This window comes from Mucilaginibacter sp. UR6-1 (assembly GCF_020880975.1).
In the GTDB taxonomy this organism is placed as follows: domain Bacteria; phylum Bacteroidota; class Bacteroidia; order Sphingobacteriales; family Sphingobacteriaceae; genus Mucilaginibacter.
On the sequence record NZ_JAJIWP010000003.1, the window covers coordinates 171013 to 195564 of the forward strand.

Genomic DNA, 24552 nt, shown 5'->3' on the forward strand with positions numbered 1-24552 from the left:
TTGATACAGCATTATGGCTGTTGCACCGGTGGCTGCGGTTTGCTTAATAAGTTGATAAACAACCTGTACGCGCCCGGTACCCCGGCAGGTAATTCCCTGAAAAATGATAGCGATGTATATACAAACCGGCCCTTGCCATAATCTGCCGTAATAAGCGAACCTTTGTTGGGCGGCATTTTGGTATCGTTCATTTGCAATGGCGTGCTGTAACGCTTATCAATACTTGCGGCAAAATAAAGGCCGCGCTCCTGTATCCAGCCATCAAAATCAGCATTGGTTATTTTGTTGGGATAATTGAGAAGCGGGCTGGCCGGATCTGAAAACGTTACTTTAGCATCCTCCTCGGTTACACGCTGGTTAACCACTTCAAAGGGGTAGGGGCCAATACTATCGGTAACCATACGCCCTGCGGTGTTGTATTGCACCACCAGGTTGCCGCCATTGTTTACGTAATTAAGCAGGCGGGGTTGCTCAAACACCAGGCGTGGGTTAACGTTAAATGAGCGTACACCGGTAATGATGGCATCATAAATAGCCAGGTCGGTATTCATAATATCATCCTCGCTTAAAATATGTACGTTGTAACCCAGTTGCCTTAAAGCCTCGGGTATCTTATCGCCCGCGCCGGGCAGATACGCAATATTTTTACCCGCGGTTTTAATGTCGAGGTTAACCAAACGTGCCTCCGCAGGCGGAAAAAGCGTGATGTTTGGAATATGCTCATATTTTATACGATGTAAACCAAGCGACCAATCCTTACCCACCGTGTTTACTACAGCCTGTAGCTTACTCACTAAAGGGTCTGCACCGGTAGGGGTAACGGTAAAGCTTACTGTCCATTCATCGTTTATCTTTTTATCTGCAAAGTCTATTTTTTCGGGGCTGATGGTCCAGCCGTTAACGGGCTTTATGCTCACATAGCCTTCGCCATCAGGCGTAAAGTTTTTTAGCTTGATACGTACCTGCTGCGGTTGTTGCCCGCTGAACAGGTAAACCGGGTTCTCCACATTGGCTGTAACGGGCGGAACGATCTCAACAGGCTGATACACCTCACCACGTACCGGGTCAGTGTATTTGTAAACTACCGGTGCCTCATAACGTATCTTTTTATTGTTGATGGTAAATTCAAAACTCACTGACGGCGTGTTCGGGTTTTCGGGATACCCTGCAAGGGTATCGGCAGGTAACGTATACAGGCCTATGCCATGCGCGCTGCCCAGCCAGTAAGGCTGAGAGGTGTTTTTGAACGGAATGCGGTTCTTCACCGCGTCAAACGCCACCGTACGGAATTCATGGGTAGGCACATTGGGTGTACGGATACCGGCTACTACGCTGCGCATCCGCCCGTTATCAATAGCTACTGAAGTTACCTGTACCGGGTTGCGAATAATAAACTGGTTCATTACGCCCATACTGTCACCAACGGCGTAGGTAGGCTCGGTGGCATAGCTTTCAAACCATAAACCGGCACAGCCCGCAATTAAATCCTTAACCTGTTTTACTTTTTGGGTGCGCCAGTAAACATCTCCGGTGGCCTCAATTTTGCCCAGCAGGTCAACCAGCGCGTTTACCGACAGCTCCGGATGTGAGGGGCTAAAACTCTTTTGTATATTAACAATGGCGGCACTTATCTCGGCGGGGGCTTTAGTGCGTGCCCAGGTAGTATCAACACCATCCAATAATGTTTTTTTTGGAGCTTCGCCTGCAATGGTTTTAAAATATTCAAACCACTCGCCACGCTGGGCGGCGGCACCAAAGCCCTGCGATTTATGGTTGGAGCGGCTTTGCGCGGCTATTTCGCCATAGCTTTTACCCATAAATACATTATATCCTCCAACATCAACCTTAAATTGGTTAGGGTTAATGGTATTGGTATTGCCAAAATTAAAGGTATTCCATAGCAGGCGTTTGGCTTGCCATACCTGCACGTATTTTAATTGTTCCGGAAAACGTTTCGGATCTGCGGCGGCGGCGAATGCCTCCTGCGCCAGTATGGCCGATGAGGTATGATGCCCGTGCCCGCCCTCGCCGGTGGTAGGGAAGCGGCAGATCATTACATCAGGCCTGAATTTGCGGATCACCCAAACCACATCACCAAGTACTTTCTCTTTGTCCCATATTTTAAGGGTTTCTTCGGGTGTTTTTGAAAAGCCGAAATCGTTGGCGCGGGTAAAAAATTGTTCGGCGCCATCATAGCGGCGCGCGGCCAGTAGCTCTTGTGTACGTACGAGGCCTAATAACTCGCTTTGCTCAGTACCGATCAGGTTTTGGCCGCCATCACCGCGGGTAAGCGAGAGGTAGCCCGTTCGGTAATGTTTTTCACGTGCAAGCCAGGCTAAAAGCCGGGTGTTCTCGTCATCCGGGTGAGCTGCTACGTACAGCACACTGCCAAGGGTATTAAGTCCCTGTAAATTTTGTTCAATAGAGGCAACATCAGCCGCCGGGGCCGATTGTGAATAGCTATATATGGATAGTAATAGTAGTGAGGCAGATAAAAGAATTCTCTTCATGCCGGTAAAAATATATAAAGATGTACAGTTTTTCTATTTTTCAACATAACAATCGTGTTAAAATCTATGTAAAAAAATAATTAATTAATCGATTGATTAATTTTTATTAATTGATTATCAGTAGTTTGAATATAGTTTACAATTTGATTACACTAATTAATCAATCGCTTGATTAATTTTGTGCCATCAAAAAAATGGAAAAGGAAAAAACCGATAAGAAAGATCATATACTCGACGTTGCCGAGAGGGTATTCTCTGACGTAGGTTATGATGCCGCCTCCACCCGGATGATATCAGGCGAAGCAGGGGTAAATATGGCCATGCTTAACTATTACTTCGGATCAAAAGAAGGATTGTTAGTGGCTGTGTTTGAACGTAAAATAGAGGTGTTCCGCACGGTGATCAATAACATTGGCAATGATGAAAGCATGAACGCCTGGGATAAGCTTGAAAAGTGTATTGATAGCTTTATAGATAAGGTGGTAGTAAACAGTTGCTTTTCGCGCCTGATGAACCGTGAGATATGGCTCGGCCGCCGCAGTGAACTTACTGATAAGCTAAGCGATATTATTATGGGCAACGTAAATGAATTCAAACGCATTTTTGATGAAGGCATAAGCACCGGCATCTTCCATAAGGATACGGATGTAGAGATGGCTATCGCTACCATTTTTGGCACCAAAAATTATATTACCAACAGCACGCATTTAGCATCAAAATTGCTAAAGCGGGATGTAAACGATGCGGAGTATATGGAACAGGAATTAAAACCCCGCATAAAAAAATACCTTAAACAGTTACTTAACACCTACTTACTCGTAAAATGATAACTCATAACAACACCACAAACCCGCACTTTTTACACCGGCAGCTTTTTGTTTATGCCATCTTCGGTGTGTTGCTGGCCTTGCTCATCTCAACAGCGGCCAACGCACAGGATAAGGCTTTGACCCTTGACGAAGCAATAAACCTGGGCGTAGCCAACAGTAAACAATTAAAATTATCAAAATCAAAAATTGATCAGGCGGTTGAGCAATATAACCAGGCTAAGGACAGATCATTGCCAACCGGTAGTGTAAGCTTTGGCTACAACCGTGCGCAAATACCGGCCAACAGGCTGCAGTTTGGCGAGGAAAGCCTGAACCTGCCAAAGCACGCTGATGCCTGGTTGGGTATCGCATCGCTTAATCAAGCCATCTTTTCGGGCAATAAATTAAAATACGCCCGCGAGTCTACCGAGTTATTAAGCCAGATAGCCCGTTTGGATGAGGTGAACGATAAGGATCAGATCGTGTACAACATCATCAACTCATATTATAACCTGTACAAGGTATTGCAGAGTAAAAAGGTAGTGGAGCAAAATTTAGCCACTGTTGATCAGCAAATTAAACAATCGCAACGTTTTTTTGAGCAGGGCCTGGTTACCAAGAATGATGTATTGCAGTTTCAGTTACAACGTTCAAACATTGAGCTGAACGGCATTGACCTGGAGAACAACCGTAAGATAGTTAACTACAACCTTGATATATTGCTTGGCTTACCCGAAACTACCGAGATCAGGATAGACCAGATAGATACCACCCAACGCGCGGTAAATATGCTGGCAAGTTATATTGATACGGCCATCACCAATCGCCCTGAATTAAAACAGGCTGATTTGCAGGCTCAGGTAGCTGATAAAAACATAGGCTCAGTAAAAGGTAATTTATTGCCAAACCTTAATGCCGCGGCAAGCGCGTATTATGTTGATGCGGCAGCTAACCCGCTACCAAAATCAGGCAATTACATTACACCAATATCAGTAGGCCTTACCGCCTCATGGAACTTTGGCGCGCTGTGGACCAATAAGCACAAGGTTGCCGAAGCAAAAATTCAACGCACACAGGTTGATATTAACAAAGGTATTGAGGTTGACCGTATCAAAAATGAGGTTAACCAAAGCTACCAGGGATATATAGCGGCACTATCAAAAATAAAGCTGCTGCAAACATCTATAGCGCAGGCGGGTGAGAACAATAAGATATTACAGTCAAAATACCGCAGCAATATCGCTTCGGCTGTTGACCGTGCCGATGCGCAAACCCTGCTTTACCAGGCACAAATTAACCTTGAGCTTGCTAAAGCCGATGCGGGCTTGGCATATTACACTCTACTAAAATCAACCGGAACACTAAACAAATAATATTATAACATCACCAAAATGGCACAGAATACAGACACACAGGAACCAAAAAAGAAATCGAAGATAGTACCCATTATATTAGGCATTGTATTGCTGGGCGGTATCATTTTCGGTATCAAAGAATACATTTACTTCAGCGCGCATGAGGATACTGACGACGCGCAGATAGATGCCGACATAAGCCCGGTTGTAGCACGCGTTGGCGGCTACGTTGACAGCATTTTGTTTGAAGAAAACACCCACGTAAATAAAGGCCAGTTATTAGTTAAAATTGACGACCGCGACCTTAAGGTACGTTTGGAGCAAGCGCAGGCCGCACAAAAAGGTGCAAGCGCTGGTATTGGCGTGAGCGAATCGCAGATATACTCAACCGCCGCTAACTCAGCCAGTGCTAAGGCCGAAGTAACATCAGCCGCCGCGAGGTTAGAGAAGGTGGAGAAAGATTACGAGCGTTATGCCAACCTGGTGAAAGACGGATCAGTTACACAGCAACAATTCGATCAGGCAAAATCTGACCTGGCTGTTGCCCGTGCTGCTTACCGTGCCGCTCAGGAACAATACAAAGCCGCATCGCAACAGGTAGGTACTACACGTAACCAGTTAAAGGTTACCAACAGCGGTGTTGATCAGCGCCAGGTTGATATTGATTATGCCAAGCTGCAGTTAAGCTACGCGCAGGTAAAATCACCGGCAAGCGGTACCGCTGCCAAAAAGAATGTACAGGTAGGCCAGTTAGTGCAGCCGGGGCAAACCCTGTTCGCTATTGTTAATGATAACAGCCTGTATGTTACCGCTAACTTTAAAGAAACGCAGTTAAACGAGATACGTAACGGCCAAAAGGTAAATATTGAGGTTGATGCTTACCCTGATATGGAGCTTGAAGGTACGGTTTACAATTTTTCGCCTGCTACAGGTGCAAAATTTTCATTACTGCCGCCGGATAACGCTACAGGTAACTTTGTAAAGGTTGTACAACGTGTACCGGTTAAAATTAAAATAAACGGAACTCCAGAACAATTAGCCAAACTACGCCCTGGTATGAGCGTAAATGCTTCGGTTAATATTAAATAATACACCATGGCTGAAACAGGCTTTAAAAAATGGATAATTACCATTACGGTAATTATGGCCTCGCTGCTCGAGCTGATAGATACCACTATTGTGAATGTGGCTATCCCGCACATACAGGGTAACCTGGGTGCTACGCTCGAGGACATAGCCTGGGTAGTAACCGGCTATGCAGTGGCCAACGTAATTGTACTGCCCATGTCGGGCTGGCTGGGCGATAGGTTTGGCCGAAAGAATTACTTTTTAACATCGATCATAGTATTTACCATTGCCTCATTTTTATGCGGTAATGCCACTACGCTTGAGGAGTTGGTGCTCTTCCGTATTTTGCAAGGTATAGCAGGTGGTGGTTTGATATCAACAGCACAGGCTATTTTGCTTGAAACCTGGCCGCGTGAGCAGATTGGTACCGCAACCGCCCTTTTTGGTTTGGGTGCGGTAGTAGGCCCAACTGTAGGCCCGACAATAGGTGGCTGGATTACCGAGAACTATTCATGGCCGTGGATATTTTACGTAAATATTCCCGTTGGTGCTTTGGCGGCATTCCTTACCATCACTTACATTAAGGAAACGCCCAAGGTCATCGGCCGGCCGGTTGACTGGTGGGGCATATTACTCCTGGCTATATCAGTAGGCAGTTTGCAAACCATTCTGGAGAAAGGTGAGAGCGAGGACTGGTTTGCTACAGGTTATATCACCGTGCTTACCGTAACCGCCATATTAGGTGCCATCCTGTTTGTGTGGCGCGAAACGAGTACCGATCACCCTGTGGTGAACTTTAACATTATGCGGCACCGAAGTTTTGCCGTAGGTATGTTCACCTCCTTTATATTGGGCTTCGGTTTATACGGGTCGGTATTCGTGTTCCCGGTATTTTGCCAGAATTTGCTGGGCTTTAACGCGCAGCAAACGGGTGAACTCCTATTTCCGGGTGGTTTGTGTACCATAGTAATGATGCCTTTTATAGGTAAAATGCTTAATAAGGGTGTGCCTGCCCAGTTTATGGCTACGGCCGGTATGTTCCTGTTCTTTGTATTTACCTGGATGCTAAGCAACTCCACCCTTGCCACCGGCGAAAAGGATGTGATGGTGCCCTTACTGATACGTGGTGTGGGTATGGCCTTACTATTCGTACCGCTTACTACGCTTGCCATGGCTGATCTGAAGGGTCCGGAAATTGGCCAGGGATCAGGCCTGAACAATATGATGCGCCAGTTAGGTGGTTCATTCGGTATTGCGGCCTTAACAACCATTATACATATCAGGCAGGGCTATCACCGCAGTACACTGATTGAAAATATAAACCCGTATAACCCGCAGTTTAACGAGCGTTTGCATATGCTTACCCAGGGCTTTGTGGCCAAAGGTAAATCAGTACTTGATGCTACCGAGATGGCCTACCGGGCTATTGAAGGTACAGTAATAAGGCAAACCATGTTGTTAACTTATGATGATGCATACTGGATATCAGGCTTGATCATGCTGTTTTCGATACCGTTATTATACTTACAGCCATTTAAAAAACTGAAAGCGGTAACTGATGCACACTAAATAGAGGCAAAAAAGGAGCTATCAATATAATTGTTATAAAAATAAAAGCCGTTCCAGTACTGAATACGGAACGGCTTCCCCAAAAAATTAACAATTAAATTAATTTCACCCCAGCAGCACAGTCGCAAGTAATATATTATGAAACCGAGGTTGTTTAATCTTGCCCTAAAGTTACTTTAATCTGCCTTAAATACAAACTTTATTTTAGCAGCAAACAGTTTTTAAAAAAAATGCCCCGGCTTTTAAGCACGGGGCATTATAGTTTATAAAAAAACAGGGGGTAATGTGTATTAAAATATCACTTTACCGGTTGCGGTAACTAATGATGCTATGCGTACGGCATCAAAAATACGCTCCTCGGTAGTGCCAAGTTTAATTAACGAATCCTCGTGGGCGTTAACACACATCTCACAGCCGTTAACTGCCGATACGGCAAGGCTCAGCAATTCAAAAAACTCTTTACCGGTTACAGGCTTCATCATCAGTTGCATGCGTATGCGGGCAGGTATCTGGGTGTATTTTTCCTTTTGGGTAAAGTGCCTGAAACGGTAAAACACATTGTTTGATGCCAATAATGATGCACAGCCAACGGCTTCGGCAATCTCGGCAGCGGTTGCGCCCTGCTCTTCGCTGTATTTGGTGTAATACTTTGTAAGCGGGGTATTGTTATTGTTGGCAGCAATGCTCAAACCAATTAATCCACACTCTTTAGCGCTCAAATGCTCGCTGGTAAGGGTGCTGGTAAAGTTTAGTTTCAGATCGCGCAGGTAGCGTGATTCGCCTTTTTCAAGCAGGCTAAGGCTCTCGGTACGGTAACCGGCTTCAAGGCCTGTTGCTTGCAATAATTCGGTTATTATTTCAGTGCTTTCGCTCATGATATTATAAAAATTGAGGTCAAAAAAATCCCCGCATTATTCCTAATGATAGTGCGGGGATATATGTAAGTGTCAGTATTAAGCGTTAAGGGTTTCCTGGCCTTTTTCCCAGTTACAAGGGCAAAGCTCGTCAGTTTGTAAACCGTCAAGCACACGCAGTACTTCTTTAACGTTACGGCCTACGTTCAGGTCGTTTACGCATACCCAACGTACAATACCGGTAGGGTCAATAATAAAAGTAGCGCGGTAAGCTATCTTTTCGGTAGGTTCTAAAATACCCAGGTCTTCAGCTAATGATTTTGAAGTATCAGCCAGCATCGGGAATTTAAGATCACGCAGATCGTCATGGTTCATTCTCCATGCATGGTGAACAAACTCTGAGTCGGTTGAAGCACCGATCAAACGGGTTTCGCGGTCACGGAATTCGCCGTAGTTTTTGTTGAACTCAGCAATCTCGGTAGGGCAAACAAAAGTGAAGTCTTTTGGCCACCAGAAAATCACGGTCCATACGTTATCATCATTAACAAGGTAGTCAGAAGTTAAAGTTTCAAACTCTTTGCCTTTTTCAATGCTAACTACTGCTGTTTTAGAAAATGTAGGGAATTTCTGTCCTATGGTTATCATATTTGATGTTTTGATTTTTTTACAAATGTACCCCAAAAAGGTGCCCCATCAAAATATGAATAATTTATAGCTTATAGTTTTTATCTATATTTTATGTTTGATAAATAGATTTCTGTTATTGCTGATTGGCGTGATCCAAAGCGCCCTGATTAAGACGTACATACTCCTCATCATTTGAGCTTTTTGCCAGTGCTATGCCTTGCTTTGCGGCCTTGATGGCTTCGGCCTTTTTGCCTTGTTTTAGCAGTACACGCGATTCCCATAATTTGAACCATGGTGCTTTTGGCTCAGCCTTTTGTGCCTCGTATACCCATTTAAGCGCTTTGTTCAGGTCCTGGTCGTTCTCGTAATAATATTGTATGGCATTAAAGTAAGGCTTTTTGGGCGCTTTCATTAACTGATCAATATTGGCAAGTATCTGTGCATTATCATTCGTTTGCATTTTAATGGCTATGGCCGTGTAATCCCATAATAAGTACAGATCGGCATTTTTAGTGGTTACATTGGCAAAGGCAACGGTAAAGGTTTCACGTTTTTCTTTCAGTGCTATAACCGGTACTTTAAAGCGTAGCAGGTCATCCTCCTGGTTATAATCATATGCGCCCCATTGTTTAACGGTTTTGTTCAGTATTATAGTCCATTCCTTTTCGCCGGGTATGGTAAACAACGAGTAAGTGCCCGGGGGTATCTTGTTGCCTTCAACAATGGTTTCTTCGCTAAAGGTAATGGTTGTTGCCCAGTTAGCGCCGGTACGCCAAACATCGCCGTAAGGCTGTATGCCGCCAAATATTTTACGATCCCTAACATTAGGGCGCGAGTAGGTAAGGGTTATTTTGCCGAGGCCAAAATCCTGAATAATGGTTTGTGTGGAGCTTGCTTCGGGTATACGGGGGGCTTGTTGCTGTGCGTGTAAACTGGTGTTAAAACACGTAATTAGTGCAAGTGTAGCTATACAAGCTGATAAAAATTTCATGGTGGTGAGTTAATAAATAATATTGTGATTAACGCAAAGTTGCCAACTAAGGTATGTATTAGAAATGAAAAGTTGATGAAGGTTTAATCGGGATGGCCCCGATATAAAAATAAAAAGCCCCCCAGACTTGCTCCGGGGGACTTTCAACCTAAACCTTATCACAATTAAACCGGTAAGTTTACCAGTTCATATAATGTATTACAATTACTATACCAAAGTTTAAAGCCTTTTAAAATATATTCAGAGGCCGATATTTGGGGTTTATTGCTATTGTTGTGTGTATCCATTTGCACAAAGTGTCAGTATTTTTGTACACTGTGTGTAATTATGCCGCTTTGGCAATTTTCTTGCGGCGTAATAAGTGGTCAAACAGGTACAAGCCTAATACCACATCAAAAAATAAAAATCCTTTTATTACACCGCTGCTTAATAAACCTGATACTTTGGGTAAGTTTAATTGCGGCATTTTCCATTCAATGTTACCGGCAGACCAATTGACCATCAATATGGAGTAAATGACCAGTGCCGATATGGTTAAAATAAAAAACGCGGCTATACCTTTTATAATGCGGTTATCAATATTTGCCTTTAACGGTTTTAAGGCCTGTTCGGCACGTATCTGTTCCAATACATTGTAGGTAAACGCCATTGGTGGTTCATCAAGTTCAATGTTGGTAAACTCGGCATTCAGCGCCAGTAGCTCCCCGTATTTGCGGCGGTACACCTCATCATGCTCTATAAGCAAGGCAATGGCGGCCTGCTCGGCAGGCGTACAGGTACCGTCAATGTAATTCCAGAGTTTTTCTTCGATGCTGTTCATATCAATTCCTTAGCTTCGTGTTTTAACAGGCGCTCCAGCTTTTCTTTTAAACGCTGCCTCGCCCTAAATAGTTTAACCTTAACCGTATTGGCCTCCATGTTCAGTGCCTGTGCAATTTCATCTAATGATTGTTCGCCTTTATAAAACAGGGTTATAACGGCGGCATCATCAGGCAAAAGCTGCTCAATGGCCAGGTTAAGGTAGTATGACCGTGACCGGTTCTCCACATTATTCATATCATAGCCCGAGGGTTTGTTCTCTATCTGTATAAAGGTTCCCTCGTCGTCTATCGAGTCAGTAGCTATCCGTTTTTTACGCAGATGCGTCATGGCTGTAGTATACACAATGCTATACAGCCAGGTACTAAACTTTGATTGCCCCTGAAATGCCTGTAAATTGCGGTAAGCCTTTACAAAGCAATCCTGCGCTACCTCTTCGGCATCCTCACGGTTTTTGGTAAAACGCAGGGCTAAGGTAAATACAAAACGCTGGTTCCGCCTGATCAGTTCGGCATAGGCCGATTGATCACCCGTGAGGCTTTGCTCAATAAGTTCGATATCTGTTGGCTTGTGTTGCATGTATAACAACTACTCTGACGCGTGCTGAGCAAATCAGGTTACAGCATTTTTTAAATTTCGTTAATTCCCTGCAATAAACACTATAAATGTTCAAGCACTTCAAAAGCAAATATTATTTACCTTATAAAATTGCAGCGTTTGCAGATAGATTGCATTACACGTTTAATTTAACATTTCCGGATAGATAGCATTCAGAATAGAATTTAGTATTCAGGTTTTAGAATTTTTTTTCAAATAAGGTGTAACCTCTTTTAAAATGATGTGGTCATAGCTTGCAAATACACCATTACGGTGTGATTAATAAACAAAATATTATCAACTTTATAAAAACTTAGTTATGGACGGAAAAATTTTAATCCCGATTTTAATTACACTGGGATTGTTTGCTTTAATTTTTGGTATTTACTATTTCCGCAACCGCGAACGCATGGCTATGATTGAGCGCGGCATGAACCCCCACGTTAAACCACAATCAGCACCGTACCAAAATTTAAAATGGGGTTTGCTTTTATTAGGTGCCGGTTTAGGCCTGTTTTTAGCAAGTGTGTTAACACGTACCATTTTAACTGGTGACGAAGACGAAAATGTAGCCATTTACTTCGGCCTGATATTCATGTTCGGCGGTTTGGGTTTGTTCCTGTCATACCGCATCGAAAAAAAGGAAGTATTGGATAAAGAGTAACACCACTGCAACTTATTATTAAAGCATACCTGATTTAAGCCGGGTATGCTTTTTTAATTAAACTTTTAGTTGTTATTTAATTGAGCGGTTTGTTATATTTATATAATAATTCAAAAATCAATGAAAAATCTGATCTTATCCGCCTTGTTGCTTAGCAGCAGCGTTGCTTTTGCGCAAAAAGAAAAAACCCTCCCGATAACATACAATACCCAGGCTGTTTTTGCTTTAGCTGATGATGGTAAAACCAAAGAAGGCATGTACGCCGTGCGTAATACCAAAGACGATGGCGCCATAGTACAGGGTTTTTATAAAAACGGAGAGCGTACCGGTACCTGGTACTTTTTTGATAACGATAAAAAGCTGGCCCTGCGCTACAACTACGATAGTAAAAAAATACTTTATTATGATAAGAAACAGCTTGACAACGTAGAGGTAAAAATATCATCGGGCAATGATGAGGCTAAAAAAAATGCTTCGGCCCCGCTGCCTTTGTGTTCGGTAGATTATATGGCATCGCTTGTACTTAACAAGGTGCCTCAAATATTAAATGCGCCGGGTGGCGAAATAGAGGTAGTGATAGATGCCCGTGTGGGAGCTGATGGTAAAGCAAAATATACGGTTGCTTATAAAACTGATAAGGGTGACTACGAAAAGCAAGCTATTAAACTTGATAATGACAGCGATAAGTTTTTAGTAAGCTGGATACCTGCGGCTTATAAAGGCCAGGCGCTTGATGCTGAATTTATAATGGTATCAAAATATAATAACGACACTAATAGTACACGCCGTACTAAGTGGTATAATTAATTAACGTATACCATACCGCTCGCTGAGCAGGTTTAAATGATATCTTACGTGCCCTGCCGCTGCATAAGCCAGGGCACGTACTGTTATAGGGTGGCCGCTGGCTATGCCACGGCGTGTTTGCTGCTCATCAGTAACCGAACGGAAAAAACAGAGGGTGGCCTTGCGTACAGCTATAAATTCATCAGTTAATTCCTGGATGCTGCGCGAGTTAAATCCTGCGTTGTTTACGTATACATCCTGGTCAAAGCCCGGTAGCTCGGCCTGCCCGCGCGCAAAGCAAAACGCCCTGAAGCTAAATACACGGTCGGTATCGGTTAAATGGCCAAGCACTTGCTTCAACGTCCATTTACCTTCGGCATAGGCATACATGGCCTGCTCGTTACTGAGTTTATAAAACAGGTGTTGTATAATATCTGTTTGTGCCTGCAATATTTCCAGCACATCTTCATTATTGTTAATAAGGTTGATATAGCCGCCCGGTTGAGGGGCGTACTCGTCAGGCTGTGGTTTGCTGATCATTTTTTATGGCTTTTAAAACTATTCTGAAAGTTGTGCCCTTACCTACTTCCGAATCCTTTACATAGATGTGCCCGTTATGGTAATTCTCTACCATGCGTTTGGTGAGCGAAAGGCCTAAACCCCAACCGCGTTTGCGGGTAGTATATCCGGGTTGAAAAACAGTATCGAACTTTGAGCGGGGTATGCCCTTACCGGTATCGGTAACATCAATAAACACCTGCTTTTTGCTTTCGCTTATCTCAATACTGATGGTGCCCCTGTCGGCAATGGCGTTAACGGCGTTTTTCAACAGGTTTTCCAGCACCCAGTCAAACAGCGGGATGTTCAGGCCGGCCTTAACATCGCTATTACCGCTCATATTAAAGGTAATACGGTCGCTTACCCGCACCCTGAAGTAGTCCGTAAAATCCTTAACCACATCAAATACCACATGTTCTTCCAGTATCGGGCGCGAACCTATTTTGGAGAATCTGTCGGCCACAATTTCCAGCCGCTTAACATCATTCTCCATCTCGGCAATTAACTGGTCGTTTTCGGCGTTGAATTTATCCTTGATCAGCTCTATCCACGCCATGAGCGATGATATGGGCGTACCCAGTTGGTGGGCGGTTTCCTTAGCAAGGCCTACCCAAACCTGGTTTTGTTCTGACTTTCGGGATGAGCTGAATGCCGTATACGCCGTCAGCAAAAATATGGCTATCACCGATAGCTGCACATATGGGAAATATTTAAGCTGCGTGAGCAAGGCCGAATCCTTATAATAAACCAGCCACTGCGAGCCGAATACCTCGAGCCTTATCGGTTCATGCTGCTCCTTCATGTAGTTCAGTTCCTGCCTGAAGTAGGTGGTATCGTATTGAATGTTCTTGTTTTCCTCAGCTTCAAGCTTAATAAAGGTTTTGGTGCTGTCCAGCCCTTTTTTGTATTTAAATTCGCCCTTATCATCAACTACCAGTGCCGGTACGGTAAGGCTGTCGCGCACGGCAAAAACGTAATTCAAAAAATCGTTATCATCGCTCAAAAATATCTGGCGCATGCTTAACGCCCATACCTGCGCGCGGGTGCGCTCGCTTTGGGCAATGTTTTTAACCAGGTAGTTGGTGTATAATAATGATCCGCTGGCTATCACCACGGCAAAGGCAAGTAACAGGTATTTCCAGCGGCGTTTTTGTTGGTACGGATTCATATTAAGGTGCACAAAGTACACAATTGGGTTGAAACGTAAAAGCGTATATTTTGGTACCGGCAGGTTTGCGGCAAGTCAGTATACCGCCATAATAAACATGGCTGTGCATCAACTGTTCGCTTAATCGCTCATTAAAATTATCTTTGCGGCATCATGGCTGACAACAAAGTAAGAGTAAGATTTGCGCCCAGCCCAACGGGCGGTTTACATTTAGGCGGTGTACGTACCGTATTGTTCAATTATCTGTTCGCCAAAAAACATGGCGGCGATTTTATTTTACGTATTGAGGATACCGACCAAAGCCGCTATGTTGAAGGTGCCGAACAATATATATTGGATTGCATGGAATGGTGCGGCCTAACGCCCGACGAAAGTCCGGTAGTAGGTGGCCCGTACGCGCCGTACCGCCAAAGTGAGCGCAAACCGCTGTACCGTGAGTATGCCGAGAAGCTGGTAGCCGAAGGCCATGCTTACTATGCCTTTGATACCCCCGAAGAGCTGGCTAAAAAGCGTGAGGATGTGCCTAATTTTCAATACGGGCATGGCCACCGTTATGATATGCGTAACTCGCTTACCTTACCTTTACACGAGGTAGAGAAGTTATTACATGATGGTACGCCGCACGTTATCCGCATAAAAATGCCTGAGGATGACAGCATCAGTTTTAAGGATATGATACGCGGCTACGTTAGTTTTGAAACCAACCAGGTTGATGATAAGGTATTGTTAAAGGCCGATGGTATGCCAACATACCACCTGGCTGTAGTAGTTGATGATTACCTGATGAAGATAACCCACGCCCTGCGTGGCGAGGAGTGGCTGCCATCAGCGCCGGTACACCTTTTACTATGGGAATACCTGGGCTGGAAGGATAGTATGCCGCAATGGGCGCATTTGCCTTTGATATTAAAACCTGATGGCCACGGCAAGCTGAGCAAGCGCGATGGCGCACGTTTAGGTTTCCCGGTTTATGCAATGAATTGGGAGGATCAAAAAACAGGCGAGCTTACCCCGGGTTTCCGTGAACTGGGCTTTTTGCCCGAGGCTTTCCTGAACCTGCTGGCTATGCTGGGCTGGAATGATGGTACCGACCAGGAAGTATTTTCGCTGGATGAACTGGTTGAAAAATTCAGCATGGAGCGTGTGAGCAAGGCCGGAGCCAAGTTTGATTTTGAGAAAGCCAAGTGGTTTAATGCCGAGTGGATAAAAAAGCTTGATGCAGAAAGCTTAAAGCAAAAAGTTAAAGCGGTATTTGCTGATAAAGGCATCACTGTTAGTGATGATGCCAAATTGCTGAAAGTTATCGAGCTGGTTAAAGACCGTTGTGTATTGCTGACGGATTTCTACGCCCAGGGCGCTTACTTTTTTGAGCAACCTGCGGAATATGACCTCAACGCCGTTAAACCAAAATGGACAGATGCTAAAACCGATTTTTTTAAGGAGCTAAAGGCTAAATATACCACTGCTGATGCTTGGCAGGCAACTGATCTGGAAGCTCAGTTTAAAGAATTTACCAACGAAAAGGGTTTTAAGATAGGCGATGTAATGCTGCCTTTCCGTATTATGCTGGTAGGTGGCAAATTCGGTCCGCATGTTTTTGATATTGCCGAGATGCTTGGCCGGGATGAAACGGTGGTGAGGATTGAGAAGGCTTTGGAGGCGTTTACGGCGTAAAAAACCCCTCCCAACCCTCCCCGGAGGGGAGGGCTTTATAAAGTCAATATAAAAATCAAACTGCAATAAATTAGCCTTGTTTAGAGTTAGGTATTAACATTAAGATTTTTAAAGCTTTCTAATTTATAGCTTAGCTCTAAATTAGAGTTTAGGTTTTAGTATTTTAGAGTTTAAAAGCTTAGATATTAGCATTTAGAATTTATCCATCCACTATGATCCTGCAGGCAGAGCATTTAATAAAGAAATATAAGCAGCGTACCGTTGTTAATGATGTATCGTTCAATGTAGCGCAGGGTGAAATTGTGGGTTTGCTGGGGCCTAATGGTGCCGGTAAAACTACCTCTTTTTACATGATAGTGGGTTTGATAAAGCCTAACGAAGGCCGTATTATCCTTGACGACCAGGAAATAACCGGCGACCCGATGTATCGCCGTGCGCAAAAAGGTATTGGTTACCTGGCACAGGAAGCATCGGTGTTCCGTAAACTTTCTGTAGAAGATAATATCAAGGCTGTGCTCGAAATGGGCAAAATGACCAAGGAGCAGCAACGCGATAAGCTGGAAGAATTAATTGATGAGTTTAGCTTGCATAAAGTACGCAAAAACCGTGGCGACCTGCTATCCGGCGGAGAGCGCCGCCGTACCGAAATTGCGCGCGCGCTTGCTGCTGAACCTAACTTTATATTGCTGGATGAACCTTTTGCCGGTGTTGACCCTATAGCGGTTGAGGAAATTCAGGCGATGGTATATAAACTGAAACACCGCAACATCGGTATCCTGATCACTGACCACAACGTGCAGGAAACATTATCCATTACAGACAGGGCCTATTTGCTGTTTGAAGGAAAAATCCTGGAGTCGGGCGTACCCGAAGTTTTAGCTGAAAATGAAATGGTAAGAAAAGTGTATCTTGGTGCGAACTTTGTGCTTAAGCGCAAGAGTTTTGCCATTTAACCTAAGATAGACAAGCATGTCCATTTTTAATTCTGTGATCTCCTGGTTCATGAAAAAGCGTATCCACCAGATAGAGCTTTTTATGAAATACCCCAATGAAGTGCAGGAGGAGTGGTTTGAAAACCTGATAATGGGTGCCGAAAATACCGAGTGGGGTAAAAAGCATCATTATAAATCCATTGAAAACCTTAACGATTACCGCGAGCGCGTACCCATCCAAACGTACGACAGCCTGAAGCCATACATCGAGCGAATGCTCAAAGGAGAGCAAAATGTATTGTGGCAGTCAGAAGTACGGTGGTTCGCCAAATCATCAGGTACCACCAGCGACAGGAGCAAGTTTATCCCCGTAAGTGAAGAAGCTTTAGACGAATGCCATTTTAAGGGCGGTAAGGATGCGTTGACCATCTACTATAACAATCGGCCTGACGCTAAATTGTTTAGCGGTAAATCGCTCACCATTGGTGGCAGCCAGCAGGTAAGCCAGTTCAGTCCCGAAACTTCATTTGGTGATCTTTCGGCTGTTATTATGAAAAATCTGCCCTTTTGGGCCGAGTTTGGCCGTACCCCTAATCTGGATATTGCGCTGCTGGATAATTTTGAGGAAAAAATAGAGAAGATAGCCAAAACCACGCTCGATGTAAACGTTACCGGAATCGGCGGTGTACCTACCTGGAATATTGTACTGTTTAACCGCATCCTCGAGATCACAGGTAAGGATAACATGCTTGAGATATGGCCTAATCTTGAATTCTGCTTTCATGGCGGGGTGAGTTTTACGCCGTATCGGGAACAGTTCAAAAAGCTGATCCCTACCGATAAGATGTACTACCTGGAAAACTACAATGCCTCCGAAGGTTATTTTGGTATACAGGACAGGGTAGAGCATGATGATATGCTGCTGATGCTTGATTATGGTATTTTTTACGAGTTTTTGCCCGTAGAGCATATGCACGATGATAACCCGCAGACGCTTACACTTGATGAGGTAGAGATCGGTAAAAACTACGCGCTGATTATTACTACCAATGCCGGGCTTTGGCGGTACATGATAGGCGATACCGTTAAGTTTACCAGTTTGGCACCCTACCGTATTCAAATATCAGGACGTACGAAACATTACATCAATACCTTTGGCGAAGAGGTGATTATTGATAATGCCGAGCGCGCGCTTGAAGAAGCCTGTAAAAGCACCGGTGCTATTATACGCGATTATACCGCCGCCCCGGTTTATTTTGATGGTAAGCAAAGCGGTGCGCATGAGTGGCTGATTGAGTTTGTTAAAGCTCCGGCCGAGTTTGAGCGTTTTGTAGATATACTGGACGAAACCCTGCGGCAGATCAACTCCGATTATGATGCCAAGCGATTTAAGGATATGGCCCTGCGCCGCCCGATAGTGCGCCGCGTAGCCGAAGGCACTTTCTTTAACTGGCTTAAAGGGAAAGGCAAACTTGGCGGCCAAAATAAAGTACCCCGCCTGGCTAATGACCGCCAGTATGTTGATGCTATTTTACGGATGCTGGAACCGGCATAACTCCTCACCCCGGCCCTCACCTGAAGGAGAGTGGGTAGGACTAATTTGTCATTTCAAATGAAGAGAAATCCGTCGCATTGCTAACCTCACACCCGGCCCTCACCTACGTAGGGCTAATTGTCATTTCGAACGAGGTACGAGGAGAAATCCGTCGCCTTACTCCCGGGCCTCACCTACAGGAGATGGAGTTAAAAACACGTCATTGCGAGGTACGAAGCAATCTTTAAAACAGTCCAACACTTATTCGCTAATAAGAGATTGCTTCGTACCTCGCAATGACGTGGTGAAAAATTGTATTGGTTAATGCGGGTTTCTAACTGTTAATAACCTCAATATGTGGATAAAATAAATCTGAAATTACGATTAACTTATTTGCTTTAACGCAGTCTTAATAATCAGATAATATTGATTTGCTGATATTTGTAAAAATTTATTTACCATGAATTTTGAAATTGCTTACCTGATTGTGATAGCGTTGCTGGGGCTTACCGGTATCTTTTATCTCAGTCCGTACGAGTTAAGTGTTAATGAGGATGAGGATAACGAGTGAACGTTATATCTTTTTCTGAAAGGCCGGCGTATAAGCATATACCGGCATAAAAATTTTTCTCCCGAGTTTGATCAATGGCAAAACGCGAAGTTGATATAGCGGTAATATCTGATGTGCACCTGGGTACCTATGGCTGCCATGCTAAGGAATTACTTAAATACTTAAAAAGTATCAAGCCCAGGGCGCTGGTATTGAATGGCGATATTATTGATATCTGGCAGTTCAGTAAATCGTACTGGCCCGAGGCGCATATGAAGGTGGTACGCCGTATACTAAAATTTGTTACCGAAGGCGTGCCCGTATATTACCTTACCGGCAACCATGATGAAATGCTGCGTAAGTTTGCCGATTTTGATTTGGGCGCGTTTCAACTTCTCAATAAAATAGTGCTTGATGTGGATGGCAAAAAAGCCTGGATTTTTCATGGCGACGTGTTTGACGTTACCATGCAGCACTCCAAATGGCTGGCCAAACTGGGCGCTATAGGGTATGATTCACTTATTTTGCTTAATAGCCTTACCAACTGGTTTCTGAAACTGATAGGCAGGCCAAAAATGAGCTTTTCGCAAAAGGTAAAGGCTAAGTTTAAGGACGCCGTAAAATTCATTAACCACTTTGAGCAAACCGCGGCCGACCTTGCCGTTGATAAAAAATACGATTACGTGATATGCGGCCATATACACCATGCCGAGATCAGGCGCATCAATTCAACCGAGGGAACGGGCTCAGTATTGTATCTTAACTCGGGCGATTGGGTGGAGAGCCTTACCGCGCTGGAGTACAGCCAGGGTGAATGGAAAATTTTCAGATACAAACCTGAAGATTTTACCGATGAGCTTACAACCGATGATGAAACTGACAATGAGGATCTTTCGCAACGGCTGGATGTGAATGTATTGTTAGAAAAATTCAGACAAGAGCAACAGTAATTGCTAAGCACCAATTTGTTTGTTACCTTGAGCCCGGCATTAATATGAAGATACTTTATGCGATACAGGGAACAGGCAACGGGCACATTAGCCGTGCGCGGGAAATAGTTCCTCTTTTACAGCAACATGGCGAAGTTGATTTGCTGGTGAGCGGCACCGAGGCCGAGGTGAGCCTGTCGCAACCACTGAAATACCGTTTTCATGGTTTCAGTTTTATTTTTGGTAAAAAGGGCGGGGTTGATAAATGGGCCACCTTTAAAACCATGAATTTGAAACAGCTATGGAAAGATATACACCGGTTGCCACTTAATGAATACGATTTGATAGTGAACGATTTTGAACCGGTAAGCGCCTGGGCCTGCAAGGTGCAAAAGTTGCCATCGGTATCATTGAGCCATCAATGTTCATTTATCTCTCAAAACACACCACGGCCACCGAAATGGAACTATGCCGAATGGCTATTTAAATATTACTCGCCTACTACACACCACATAGGTTTTCACTTTGAGCGATATGCCGATTTTATACATACCCCGGTTATCCGCAGTGAAATAAGGGCAATGGAAACAAGTAACCTGGGGCATTACTCGGTATACCTGCCTGCTTACCAGGATAAAACCCTGCTTAAATACCTGAGCCAGGTAAAGGATGTGGAATGGCATGTGTTCTCAAAACGGCAAAAGCAACCGCTGCGTGAAGGTAACGTGCAGATTTTCCCGGTAAATAATGAGGCGTTCAATAAAAGCCTTGCCACCTGCGAGGGGTTGCTCACCGGTGGTGGTTTCGAGGGGCCTGCCGAAGCGTTATACCTGCAAAAAAAGGTGATGATGATACCCATGCGCGGGCAGTTTGAGCAGCAATGCAATGCGCTGGCAGCCTCAAAAATGGGCGTACCGGTAGTAAATGCTATTGATCAGCAATTTACCGGTGCTTTAAGCGAATGGGTAAACCACGGCAAGGTGGTGCAGGTTAACTTTCCGGATGAAACCGCGCGGATAGTTGCCGGTATGGTTAAGCAATATGCCCGCTAACTCAGGCAGACATGGTTTTTGTTGCCTTATCACCCAAAAGGCTGCTTACAATAAAGATCACATAATTAATATCAAAAGGCTTTTTGATATAGGCATCAGCTCCGCATTCGTTAGCAATATGCTCAATATCCATAGCGGCAGACATTAGTACCACAGGTATATTGCGCATCGCGATGCTTGATTTCATGGTTTTGCAGTAATGGCTGCCTCGCTCGGCTCCAAGCCATTCGTCAATCAATACCACGTCAGGTTTAAGCTGATCGGCGTAAGCCAGCATTGAGCTATCACTACCGGTAATAACCTCATAGCCTGCATCTTCCAGTACGTACTCCAGCACGTCCAGAATATCCTTGTCATCTTCAATGACCAATATTTTAGTTGCCATAATTAGGGGCGGCAAAGATATAAACTTTATTTATAATTAAAAATATTGTTTTTGTAGAAATTTTGTAAGGTTTTATTTTATTTATACAGGGTAGCTACGGTACCTGCAAATAGGTCTATCCATGCCTTATACATCAGTGCCGAAGGGTGCAACCCATCATTGGCTATTAGCTCCGGTTTTGCAGTTGCCTGGCGCGATATGGGGGTAATATCAATATAAGCGATACCCATATTTTCGGTTTCCGCTTTGTTGATGGCATTATACTGGTCAATCTCGCGGGCTATCTTTTCCCTGTCGGAATTTTGGGCGAAAGGCGTTACGCTGTAATCAGGTATCGACAATACAAAAACATGCGCCTTATTATTACCGGCATAATTAAGGGCGGTGTTGAGTAATTTTTTAAATTCAGTACGATAGGTGTCAATATTATATCCCCTGTACTGGTTATTAACCCCGATGAGTAAAGTTACCAGATTAAACGTACCTGTAGGTTTTTGCTGATCTATAGCTTGTATAAGTTCATCCGTCGTCCAGCCGGTACGTGCAATAATTTGCGGCTTGTTAAATTGCAAACCGTATTGCGGCATACGGGTAATTAACTGGTTCGGAAAGTTTTTGTCGGCTTCAACAGCTTCGCCAATGGTGTACGAGTCGCCGAGGGCAAGGTAGGTAAGCCCGCTGCGTAAGGTATCAGTTGCTGGCGGAGTGGTTACGTTATTCGGGGTTTCCATATTGGTTTGCCGCTTATCGCACGCGGTGAGGCTAAGCAACGTAAAAGCAAGGGTAATTATCTTCATATCATCTCCATACCAAAAAGTACGGAAATGTGGTGTTTAAGGATTTCTTTAGCTTTACTTATATCTACTTGTTCGCCAAGCTCGTGCTGCATACTGGTAACAGCTTTGTCATCAATGCCGCAGGGTACTATATTTTTAAAATAATCCAGATCGGTATTTACGTTAAATGCCAGGCCGTGCATGGTAACCCAACGGCTGCAGCGTACGCCCATGGCGCATATCTTGCGGGCCTTTTCGTTATCTGCATCAAGCCAAACGCCGGTATAGCCCGGGTAGCGTTCGCCTTTCAGGCCAAAATCAGCCATGGTAAGTATAACGGCCTCTTCAAGAGTGCGCAGGTACAGGTGTATGTCGGTAAAAAAGTTGTCAAGGTCAAGTATCGGGTAGCTTACAATTTGCCCCGGCCCGTGGTAGGTAATATCGCCGCCGCGGTTAATAGGGTAGTACGAGGCCTGTTTTTCTTTAAGCTGAGCTTCATTTAATAATAAATGCTCAGGCTTGCCGCTTTTGCCCAAAGTATATACATGCGGATGTTCGCAAAACACCAGGTAATTGTTGGTGAGTGTTTTCTCCTCATAATTATCTCCTGCGCTTACCATGCGGTTACGCAGCTCCATTTTAAGGTTTACGGTTTCGGCAAAAAGAGTTTCCTGTCTGTCCCAGGCCTTTTTATAATCAATCAGCCCCCAATCCTGTAAAATAACCTTCTTATTCTTCATTGCCGTCCTGTATAACGTAACCTATCATATAATCCTCATATTGCTGATAGCCTACCTTGTAATCTATCTTAACATTGCCCTTATCAAGCACCGCGTTAACCACGCCGTGCCCTTCAAAGCTAAAGGGCTCCAATAAAATATTATCTAAAAATGATACGGTTTTTTGGCCGTAGCATTTATATACTGCCTCCTTAACGCACCAGCAAACATAAAGCTCCTCAATTTTGCGGCGCTCGCTAATAAAATCAAGCTCTTCGGGGCGCATAAATTTGTGGGCAATGCGTTCCACCTTTTGCTTTACCTGTTCAATATCAATACCCACCTGGTACCTGCGGCTTATCATAACGGCAGCATAATCAAACGAGTGGCTGAATGATATGTAGTAGGGGTGGTTTACCAGGTATGGTTTTCCGTGCACATCAACCTTGCAGTCAATATACTCATCGGTACTTAACATGGTGCGTAGCAGCACGCGTGTGCCCAGCCAGTGCAGGTGGCGCTTGCTGTTGCCAAGGCTGTCAAAAACGGCCTTTTCATCATCCTTTAACTGTAGCTTAACGTACAGGTCATCTGCCGCTTCCTCAATTTTCCAGAGGGCAAATTCTGTGTCATCATCAATACGTTGCCTGTACGCTATAGCCATAAATGTAAAGGTGCAATTTGAAAGGCAAAATTATATCAAATAATTATCATTTAACAGGGGCATCAACGTTAAAAAATAATGCCGGTGGTGTAACATCGGCAGGCAAACTTCCGTCATAGCTATTGAACACTATCACAATTAAAAAGCAATGAAAAAGATATATACCGCCGTATCGTTTTTGCTGATACTTGCCGCTACCGAAGCCTGCTGCAAACAGCAGCTTAATAATGATGTTGCCCTGAGCGATAAAATCATCCGCCAGTCGCCCCATGCTAACGCGCATATTACCAGGCCCCGCTAAAGGGCCGGTTTTAGTATTAAAGGGTTTGCTGTTTGGGTAATTAGTTTTAATTTAGCCGGGTAACATACCTCGTCATGATATTATCTGATAAGCGCATCCTCGAAGAAATTGATAAAGGCCACATTATTATTGAGCCTTTTAAACGCGAATGCCTGGGCACCAACTCGTACGATGTACACCTGGGCAAGCATTTAGCTACTTACAAGGACAGGGTGCTGGATGCCAAATTACATAACGAGATCACTTATTTTGAGATACCCAAGGATGGTTTTGTGTTGCAGCCCAATACTCTGTACCTGGGCGTAACCATGGAATATACCGAAACACACCGTCATGTGCCTTTTCTGGAAGGTAAATCAAGCACGGGGCGGTTGGGTATTGATATACATGCCACCGCCGGTAAAGGCGACGTAGGTTTTTGCAACACCTGGACGCTTGAAATATCATGCGCGCAGCCGGTAAAAATATACGCGGGTATGCCTATTGGCCAACTTATTTACTTTGTAGTTGAGGGCGATATTGAAACCTTTTACAACTCAAAAGGCAACGCCAAGTACAACAACCCAACTACCCGCCCGGTAGAGAGTATGATGTGGAAGAACAAGTTTTAAGCCGGATCAGTTCAGTATTGCAACAATTTTGATTTAACTCGCGGTTAATG

Annotated in this window: 25 protein-coding genes; 13 read left to right on the forward strand and 12 right to left on the reverse strand. The window is 44.2% G+C overall.

Going from position 1 to position 24552, the window contains the following annotated elements; all coding sequences use genetic code 11:
- Window positions 1-11: 11 nt before the first annotated feature.
- Window positions 12-2510: a PIG-L family deacetylase gene (locus tag LJ707_RS11155; RefSeq protein ID WP_228950913.1), complete on the reverse strand. Its 2499-nt coding sequence runs from the start codon at window positions 2508-2510 to the stop codon at window positions 12-14.
- Window positions 2511-2704: 194 nt separating this feature from the next.
- Between LJ707_RS11155 and LJ707_RS11160 the strand changes: the two genes are divergently transcribed.
- From LJ707_RS11160 to LJ707_RS11175, 4 genes are read left to right on the forward strand one after another with little or no spacing between them, the layout of a single operon-like run.
- On the forward strand, window positions 2705-3337 hold the full coding sequence (locus LJ707_RS11160) for a TetR/AcrR family transcriptional regulator (protein ID WP_228950914.1): 633 nt from the start codon (window positions 2705-2707) through the stop codon (window positions 3335-3337).
- Window positions 3334-4692 (forward strand): TolC family protein, encoded by a 1359-nt coding sequence (locus tag LJ707_RS11165; protein ID WP_228950915.1) that lies wholly within the window; start codon window positions 3334-3336, stop codon window positions 4690-4692. Before LJ707_RS11160 ends, LJ707_RS11165 begins: the two co-directional genes overlap by 4 nt.
- A gap of 18 nt (window positions 4693-4710) precedes the next feature.
- Entirely contained in the window at window positions 4711-5763 is a 1053-nt protein-coding gene (locus LJ707_RS11170; RefSeq protein WP_228950916.1) for an HlyD family secretion protein, read from the forward strand.
- A 6-nt stretch (window positions 5764-5769) separates the two neighbouring features.
- On the forward strand, window positions 5770-7311 hold the full coding sequence (locus tag LJ707_RS11175; protein WP_228950917.1) for a DHA2 family efflux MFS transporter permease subunit: 1542 nt from the start codon (window positions 5770-5772) through the stop codon (window positions 7309-7311).
- Between the two features lie 290 nt (window positions 7312-7601).
- Here LJ707_RS11175 and LJ707_RS11180 read toward each other — a convergent pair whose 3' ends face one another.
- The 5 genes from LJ707_RS11180 to LJ707_RS11200 all read right to left on the reverse strand — a co-directional run bounded on the left by LJ707_RS11180 (window position 7602) and on the right by LJ707_RS11200 (window position 11181).
- Window positions 7602-8186 carry a carboxymuconolactone decarboxylase family protein gene (locus LJ707_RS11180; protein WP_228950918.1) on the reverse strand — a complete coding sequence of 195 codons (585 nt, stop codon included), beginning with the start codon at window positions 8184-8186 and terminating at the stop codon, window positions 7602-7604.
- A gap of 78 nt (window positions 8187-8264) precedes the next feature.
- Window positions 8265-8810, reverse strand: coding sequence for a peroxiredoxin (locus tag LJ707_RS11185; protein ID WP_228950919.1), 546 nt, complete (start codon window positions 8808-8810; stop codon window positions 8265-8267).
- A 115-nt stretch (window positions 8811-8925) separates the two neighbouring features.
- Window positions 8926-9783 carry a DUF2911 domain-containing protein gene (locus LJ707_RS11190; protein ID WP_228950921.1) on the reverse strand — a complete coding sequence of 286 codons (858 nt, stop codon included), beginning with the start codon at window positions 9781-9783 and terminating at the stop codon, window positions 8926-8928.
- Between the two features lie 325 nt (window positions 9784-10108).
- Entirely contained in the window at window positions 10109-10603 is a 495-nt protein-coding gene (locus tag LJ707_RS11195) for a hypothetical protein (protein ID WP_228950923.1), read from the reverse strand.
- Window positions 10600-11181 carry an RNA polymerase sigma factor gene (locus LJ707_RS11200; RefSeq protein WP_228950925.1) on the reverse strand — a complete coding sequence of 194 codons (582 nt, stop codon included), beginning with the start codon at window positions 11179-11181 and terminating at the stop codon, window positions 10600-10602. Before LJ707_RS11200 ends, LJ707_RS11195 begins: the two co-directional genes overlap by 4 nt.
- A 337-nt stretch (window positions 11182-11518) precedes the next feature.
- On the opposite strand from LJ707_RS11200, the gene LJ707_RS11205 reads away from it, so the two are divergent.
- Window positions 11519-11863, forward strand: coding sequence for an LPXTG cell wall anchor domain-containing protein (locus tag LJ707_RS11205; protein ID WP_228950927.1), 345 nt, complete (start codon window positions 11519-11521; stop codon window positions 11861-11863).
- Window positions 11864-11983: 120 nt separating this feature from the next.
- Window positions 11984-12670, forward strand: coding sequence for a hypothetical protein (locus LJ707_RS11210; protein WP_228950929.1), 687 nt, complete (start codon window positions 11984-11986; stop codon window positions 12668-12670).
- Here the strand turns inward: LJ707_RS11210 and LJ707_RS11215 are convergent, their stop codons facing one another.
- Both LJ707_RS11215 and LJ707_RS11220 read right to left on the reverse strand, forming a co-directional pair.
- Entirely contained in the window at window positions 12671-13189 is a 519-nt protein-coding gene (locus tag LJ707_RS11215) for a DinB family protein (protein ID WP_228950931.1), read from the reverse strand.
- A complete protein-coding gene (locus LJ707_RS11220; RefSeq protein ID WP_228950938.1) occupies window positions 13167-14375 on the reverse strand; it encodes a HAMP domain-containing sensor histidine kinase in 1209 nt (402 codons plus the stop codon). Before LJ707_RS11220 ends, LJ707_RS11215 begins: the two co-directional genes overlap by 23 nt.
- 153 nt (window positions 14376-14528) lie before the next feature.
- On the opposite strand from LJ707_RS11220, the gene gltX reads away from it, so the two are divergent.
- The 5 genes from gltX (at window position 14529) to LJ707_RS11245 (ending at window position 21046) form a co-directional block, all read left to right on the forward strand.
- The gene (gltX, locus tag LJ707_RS11225; protein ID WP_228950940.1) at window positions 14529-16049 is read left to right on the forward strand and encodes a glutamate--tRNA ligase; all 1521 of its coding nucleotides are present in this window, start codon (window positions 14529-14531) and stop codon (window positions 16047-16049) included.
- 212 nt (window positions 16050-16261) lie between these two features.
- Window positions 16262-17002, forward strand: a complete 741-nt coding sequence (lptB, locus tag LJ707_RS11230; RefSeq protein WP_228950942.1) for an LPS export ABC transporter ATP-binding protein — start codon at window positions 16262-16264, stop codon at window positions 17000-17002.
- 16 nt (window positions 17003-17018) lie between these two features.
- Window positions 17019-18536, forward strand: coding sequence for a GH3 auxin-responsive promoter family protein (locus LJ707_RS11235; protein WP_228950944.1), 1518 nt, complete (start codon window positions 17019-17021; stop codon window positions 18534-18536).
- Window positions 18537-19160: 624 nt separating this feature from the next.
- A complete protein-coding gene (locus LJ707_RS11240; protein WP_228950951.1) occupies window positions 19161-20015 on the forward strand; it encodes a UDP-2,3-diacylglucosamine diphosphatase in 855 nt (284 codons plus the stop codon).
- 44 nt (window positions 20016-20059) lie between these two features.
- Window positions 20060-21046, forward strand: a complete 987-nt coding sequence (locus tag LJ707_RS11245; RefSeq protein WP_228950953.1) for a glycosyltransferase family protein — start codon at window positions 20060-20062, stop codon at window positions 21044-21046.
- 1 nt (window position 21047) lies between these two features.
- On the opposite strand, the gene LJ707_RS11250 is transcribed toward LJ707_RS11245, so the two are convergent.
- From LJ707_RS11250 to LJ707_RS11265, 4 genes are all read right to left on the reverse strand, one after another.
- Window positions 21048-21431: a response regulator transcription factor gene (locus tag LJ707_RS11250; RefSeq protein ID WP_228950955.1), complete on the reverse strand. Its 384-nt coding sequence runs from the start codon at window positions 21429-21431 to the stop codon at window positions 21048-21050.
- 77 nt (window positions 21432-21508) lie between these two features.
- Window positions 21509-22228 (reverse strand): SGNH/GDSL hydrolase family protein, encoded by a 720-nt coding sequence (locus tag LJ707_RS11255; RefSeq protein ID WP_228950958.1) that lies wholly within the window; start codon window positions 22226-22228, stop codon window positions 21509-21511.
- On the reverse strand, window positions 22225-22947 hold the full coding sequence (lipB, locus tag LJ707_RS11260) for a lipoyl(octanoyl) transferase LipB (RefSeq protein ID WP_228950960.1): 723 nt from the start codon (window positions 22945-22947) through the stop codon (window positions 22225-22227). The genes LJ707_RS11255 and lipB overlap by 4 nt, the downstream gene beginning before the upstream one ends.
- Entirely contained in the window at window positions 22937-23590 is a 654-nt protein-coding gene (locus LJ707_RS11265) for a 4'-phosphopantetheinyl transferase superfamily protein (protein ID WP_228950962.1), read from the reverse strand. The genes lipB and LJ707_RS11265 overlap by 11 nt, the downstream gene beginning before the upstream one ends.
- Before the next feature lie 148 nt (window positions 23591-23738).
- On the opposite strand from LJ707_RS11265, the gene LJ707_RS11270 reads away from it, so the two are divergent.
- Together LJ707_RS11270 and dcd are read left to right on the forward strand one after the other, a co-directional pair.
- Window positions 23739-23891 carry a hypothetical protein gene (locus LJ707_RS11270; RefSeq protein ID WP_228950964.1) on the forward strand — a complete coding sequence of 51 codons (153 nt, stop codon included), beginning with the start codon at window positions 23739-23741 and terminating at the stop codon, window positions 23889-23891.
- Between the two features lie 74 nt (window positions 23892-23965).
- Window positions 23966-24502: a dCTP deaminase gene (gene dcd / locus LJ707_RS11275; protein ID WP_228950966.1), complete on the forward strand. Its 537-nt coding sequence runs from the start codon at window positions 23966-23968 to the stop codon at window positions 24500-24502.
- The last annotated feature ends 50 nt before the right edge of the window (window positions 24503-24552 follow it).

Coding starts and splice junctions, on each gene's coding strand:
- LJ707_RS11155 (WP_228950913.1), bottom strand. CDS start 2,510: ATGAAGAGAATTCTTTTATCTGCCTCACTACTATTACTATCCATATAT.
- LJ707_RS11160 (WP_228950914.1), top strand. CDS start 2,705: ATGGAAAAGGAAAAAACCGATAAGAAAGATCATATACTCGACGTTGCC.
- LJ707_RS11165 (WP_228950915.1), top strand. CDS start 3,334: ATGATAACTCATAACAACACCACAAACCCGCACTTTTTACACCGGCAG.
- LJ707_RS11170 (WP_228950916.1), top strand. CDS start 4,711: ATGGCACAGAATACAGACACACAGGAACCAAAAAAGAAATCGAAGATA.
- LJ707_RS11175 (WP_228950917.1), top strand. CDS start 5,770: ATGGCTGAAACAGGCTTTAAAAAATGGATAATTACCATTACGGTAATT.
- LJ707_RS11180 (WP_228950918.1), bottom strand. CDS start 8,186: ATGAGCGAAAGCACTGAAATAATAACCGAATTATTGCAAGCAACAGGC.
- LJ707_RS11185 (WP_228950919.1), bottom strand. CDS start 8,810: ATGATAACCATAGGACAGAAATTCCCTACATTTTCTAAAACAGCAGTA.
- LJ707_RS11190 (WP_228950921.1), bottom strand. CDS start 9,783: ATGAAATTTTTATCAGCTTGTATAGCTACACTTGCACTAATTACGTGT.
- LJ707_RS11195 (WP_228950923.1), bottom strand. CDS start 10,603: ATGAACAGCATCGAAGAAAAACTCTGGAATTACATTGACGGTACCTGT.
- LJ707_RS11200 (WP_228950925.1), bottom strand. CDS start 11,181: ATGCAACACAAGCCAACAGATATCGAACTTATTGAGCAAAGCCTCACG.
- LJ707_RS11205 (WP_228950927.1), top strand. CDS start 11,519: ATGGACGGAAAAATTTTAATCCCGATTTTAATTACACTGGGATTGTTT.
- LJ707_RS11210 (WP_228950929.1), top strand. CDS start 11,984: ATGAAAAATCTGATCTTATCCGCCTTGTTGCTTAGCAGCAGCGTTGCT.
- LJ707_RS11215 (WP_228950931.1), bottom strand. CDS start 13,189: ATGATCAGCAAACCACAGCCTGACGAGTACGCCCCTCAACCGGGCGGC.
- LJ707_RS11220 (WP_228950938.1), bottom strand. CDS start 14,375: ATGAATCCGTACCAACAAAAACGCCGCTGGAAATACCTGTTACTTGCC.
- gltX (WP_228950940.1), top strand. CDS start 14,529: ATGGCTGACAACAAAGTAAGAGTAAGATTTGCGCCCAGCCCAACGGGC.
- lptB (WP_228950942.1), top strand. CDS start 16,262: ATGATCCTGCAGGCAGAGCATTTAATAAAGAAATATAAGCAGCGTACC.
- LJ707_RS11235 (WP_228950944.1), top strand. CDS start 17,019: ATGTCCATTTTTAATTCTGTGATCTCCTGGTTCATGAAAAAGCGTATC.
- LJ707_RS11240 (WP_228950951.1), top strand. CDS start 19,161: ATGGCAAAACGCGAAGTTGATATAGCGGTAATATCTGATGTGCACCTG.
- LJ707_RS11245 (WP_228950953.1), top strand. CDS start 20,060: ATGAAGATACTTTATGCGATACAGGGAACAGGCAACGGGCACATTAGC.
- LJ707_RS11250 (WP_228950955.1), bottom strand. CDS start 21,431: ATGGCAACTAAAATATTGGTCATTGAAGATGACAAGGATATTCTGGAC.
- LJ707_RS11255 (WP_228950958.1), bottom strand. CDS start 22,228: ATGAAGATAATTACCCTTGCTTTTACGTTGCTTAGCCTCACCGCGTGC.
- lipB (WP_228950960.1), bottom strand. CDS start 22,947: ATGAAGAATAAGAAGGTTATTTTACAGGATTGGGGGCTGATTGATTAT.
- LJ707_RS11265 (WP_228950962.1), bottom strand. CDS start 23,590: ATGGCTATAGCGTACAGGCAACGTATTGATGATGACACAGAATTTGCC.
- LJ707_RS11270 (WP_228950964.1), top strand. CDS start 23,739: ATGAAAAAGATATATACCGCCGTATCGTTTTTGCTGATACTTGCCGCT.
- dcd (WP_228950966.1), top strand. CDS start 23,966: ATGATATTATCTGATAAGCGCATCCTCGAAGAAATTGATAAAGGCCAC.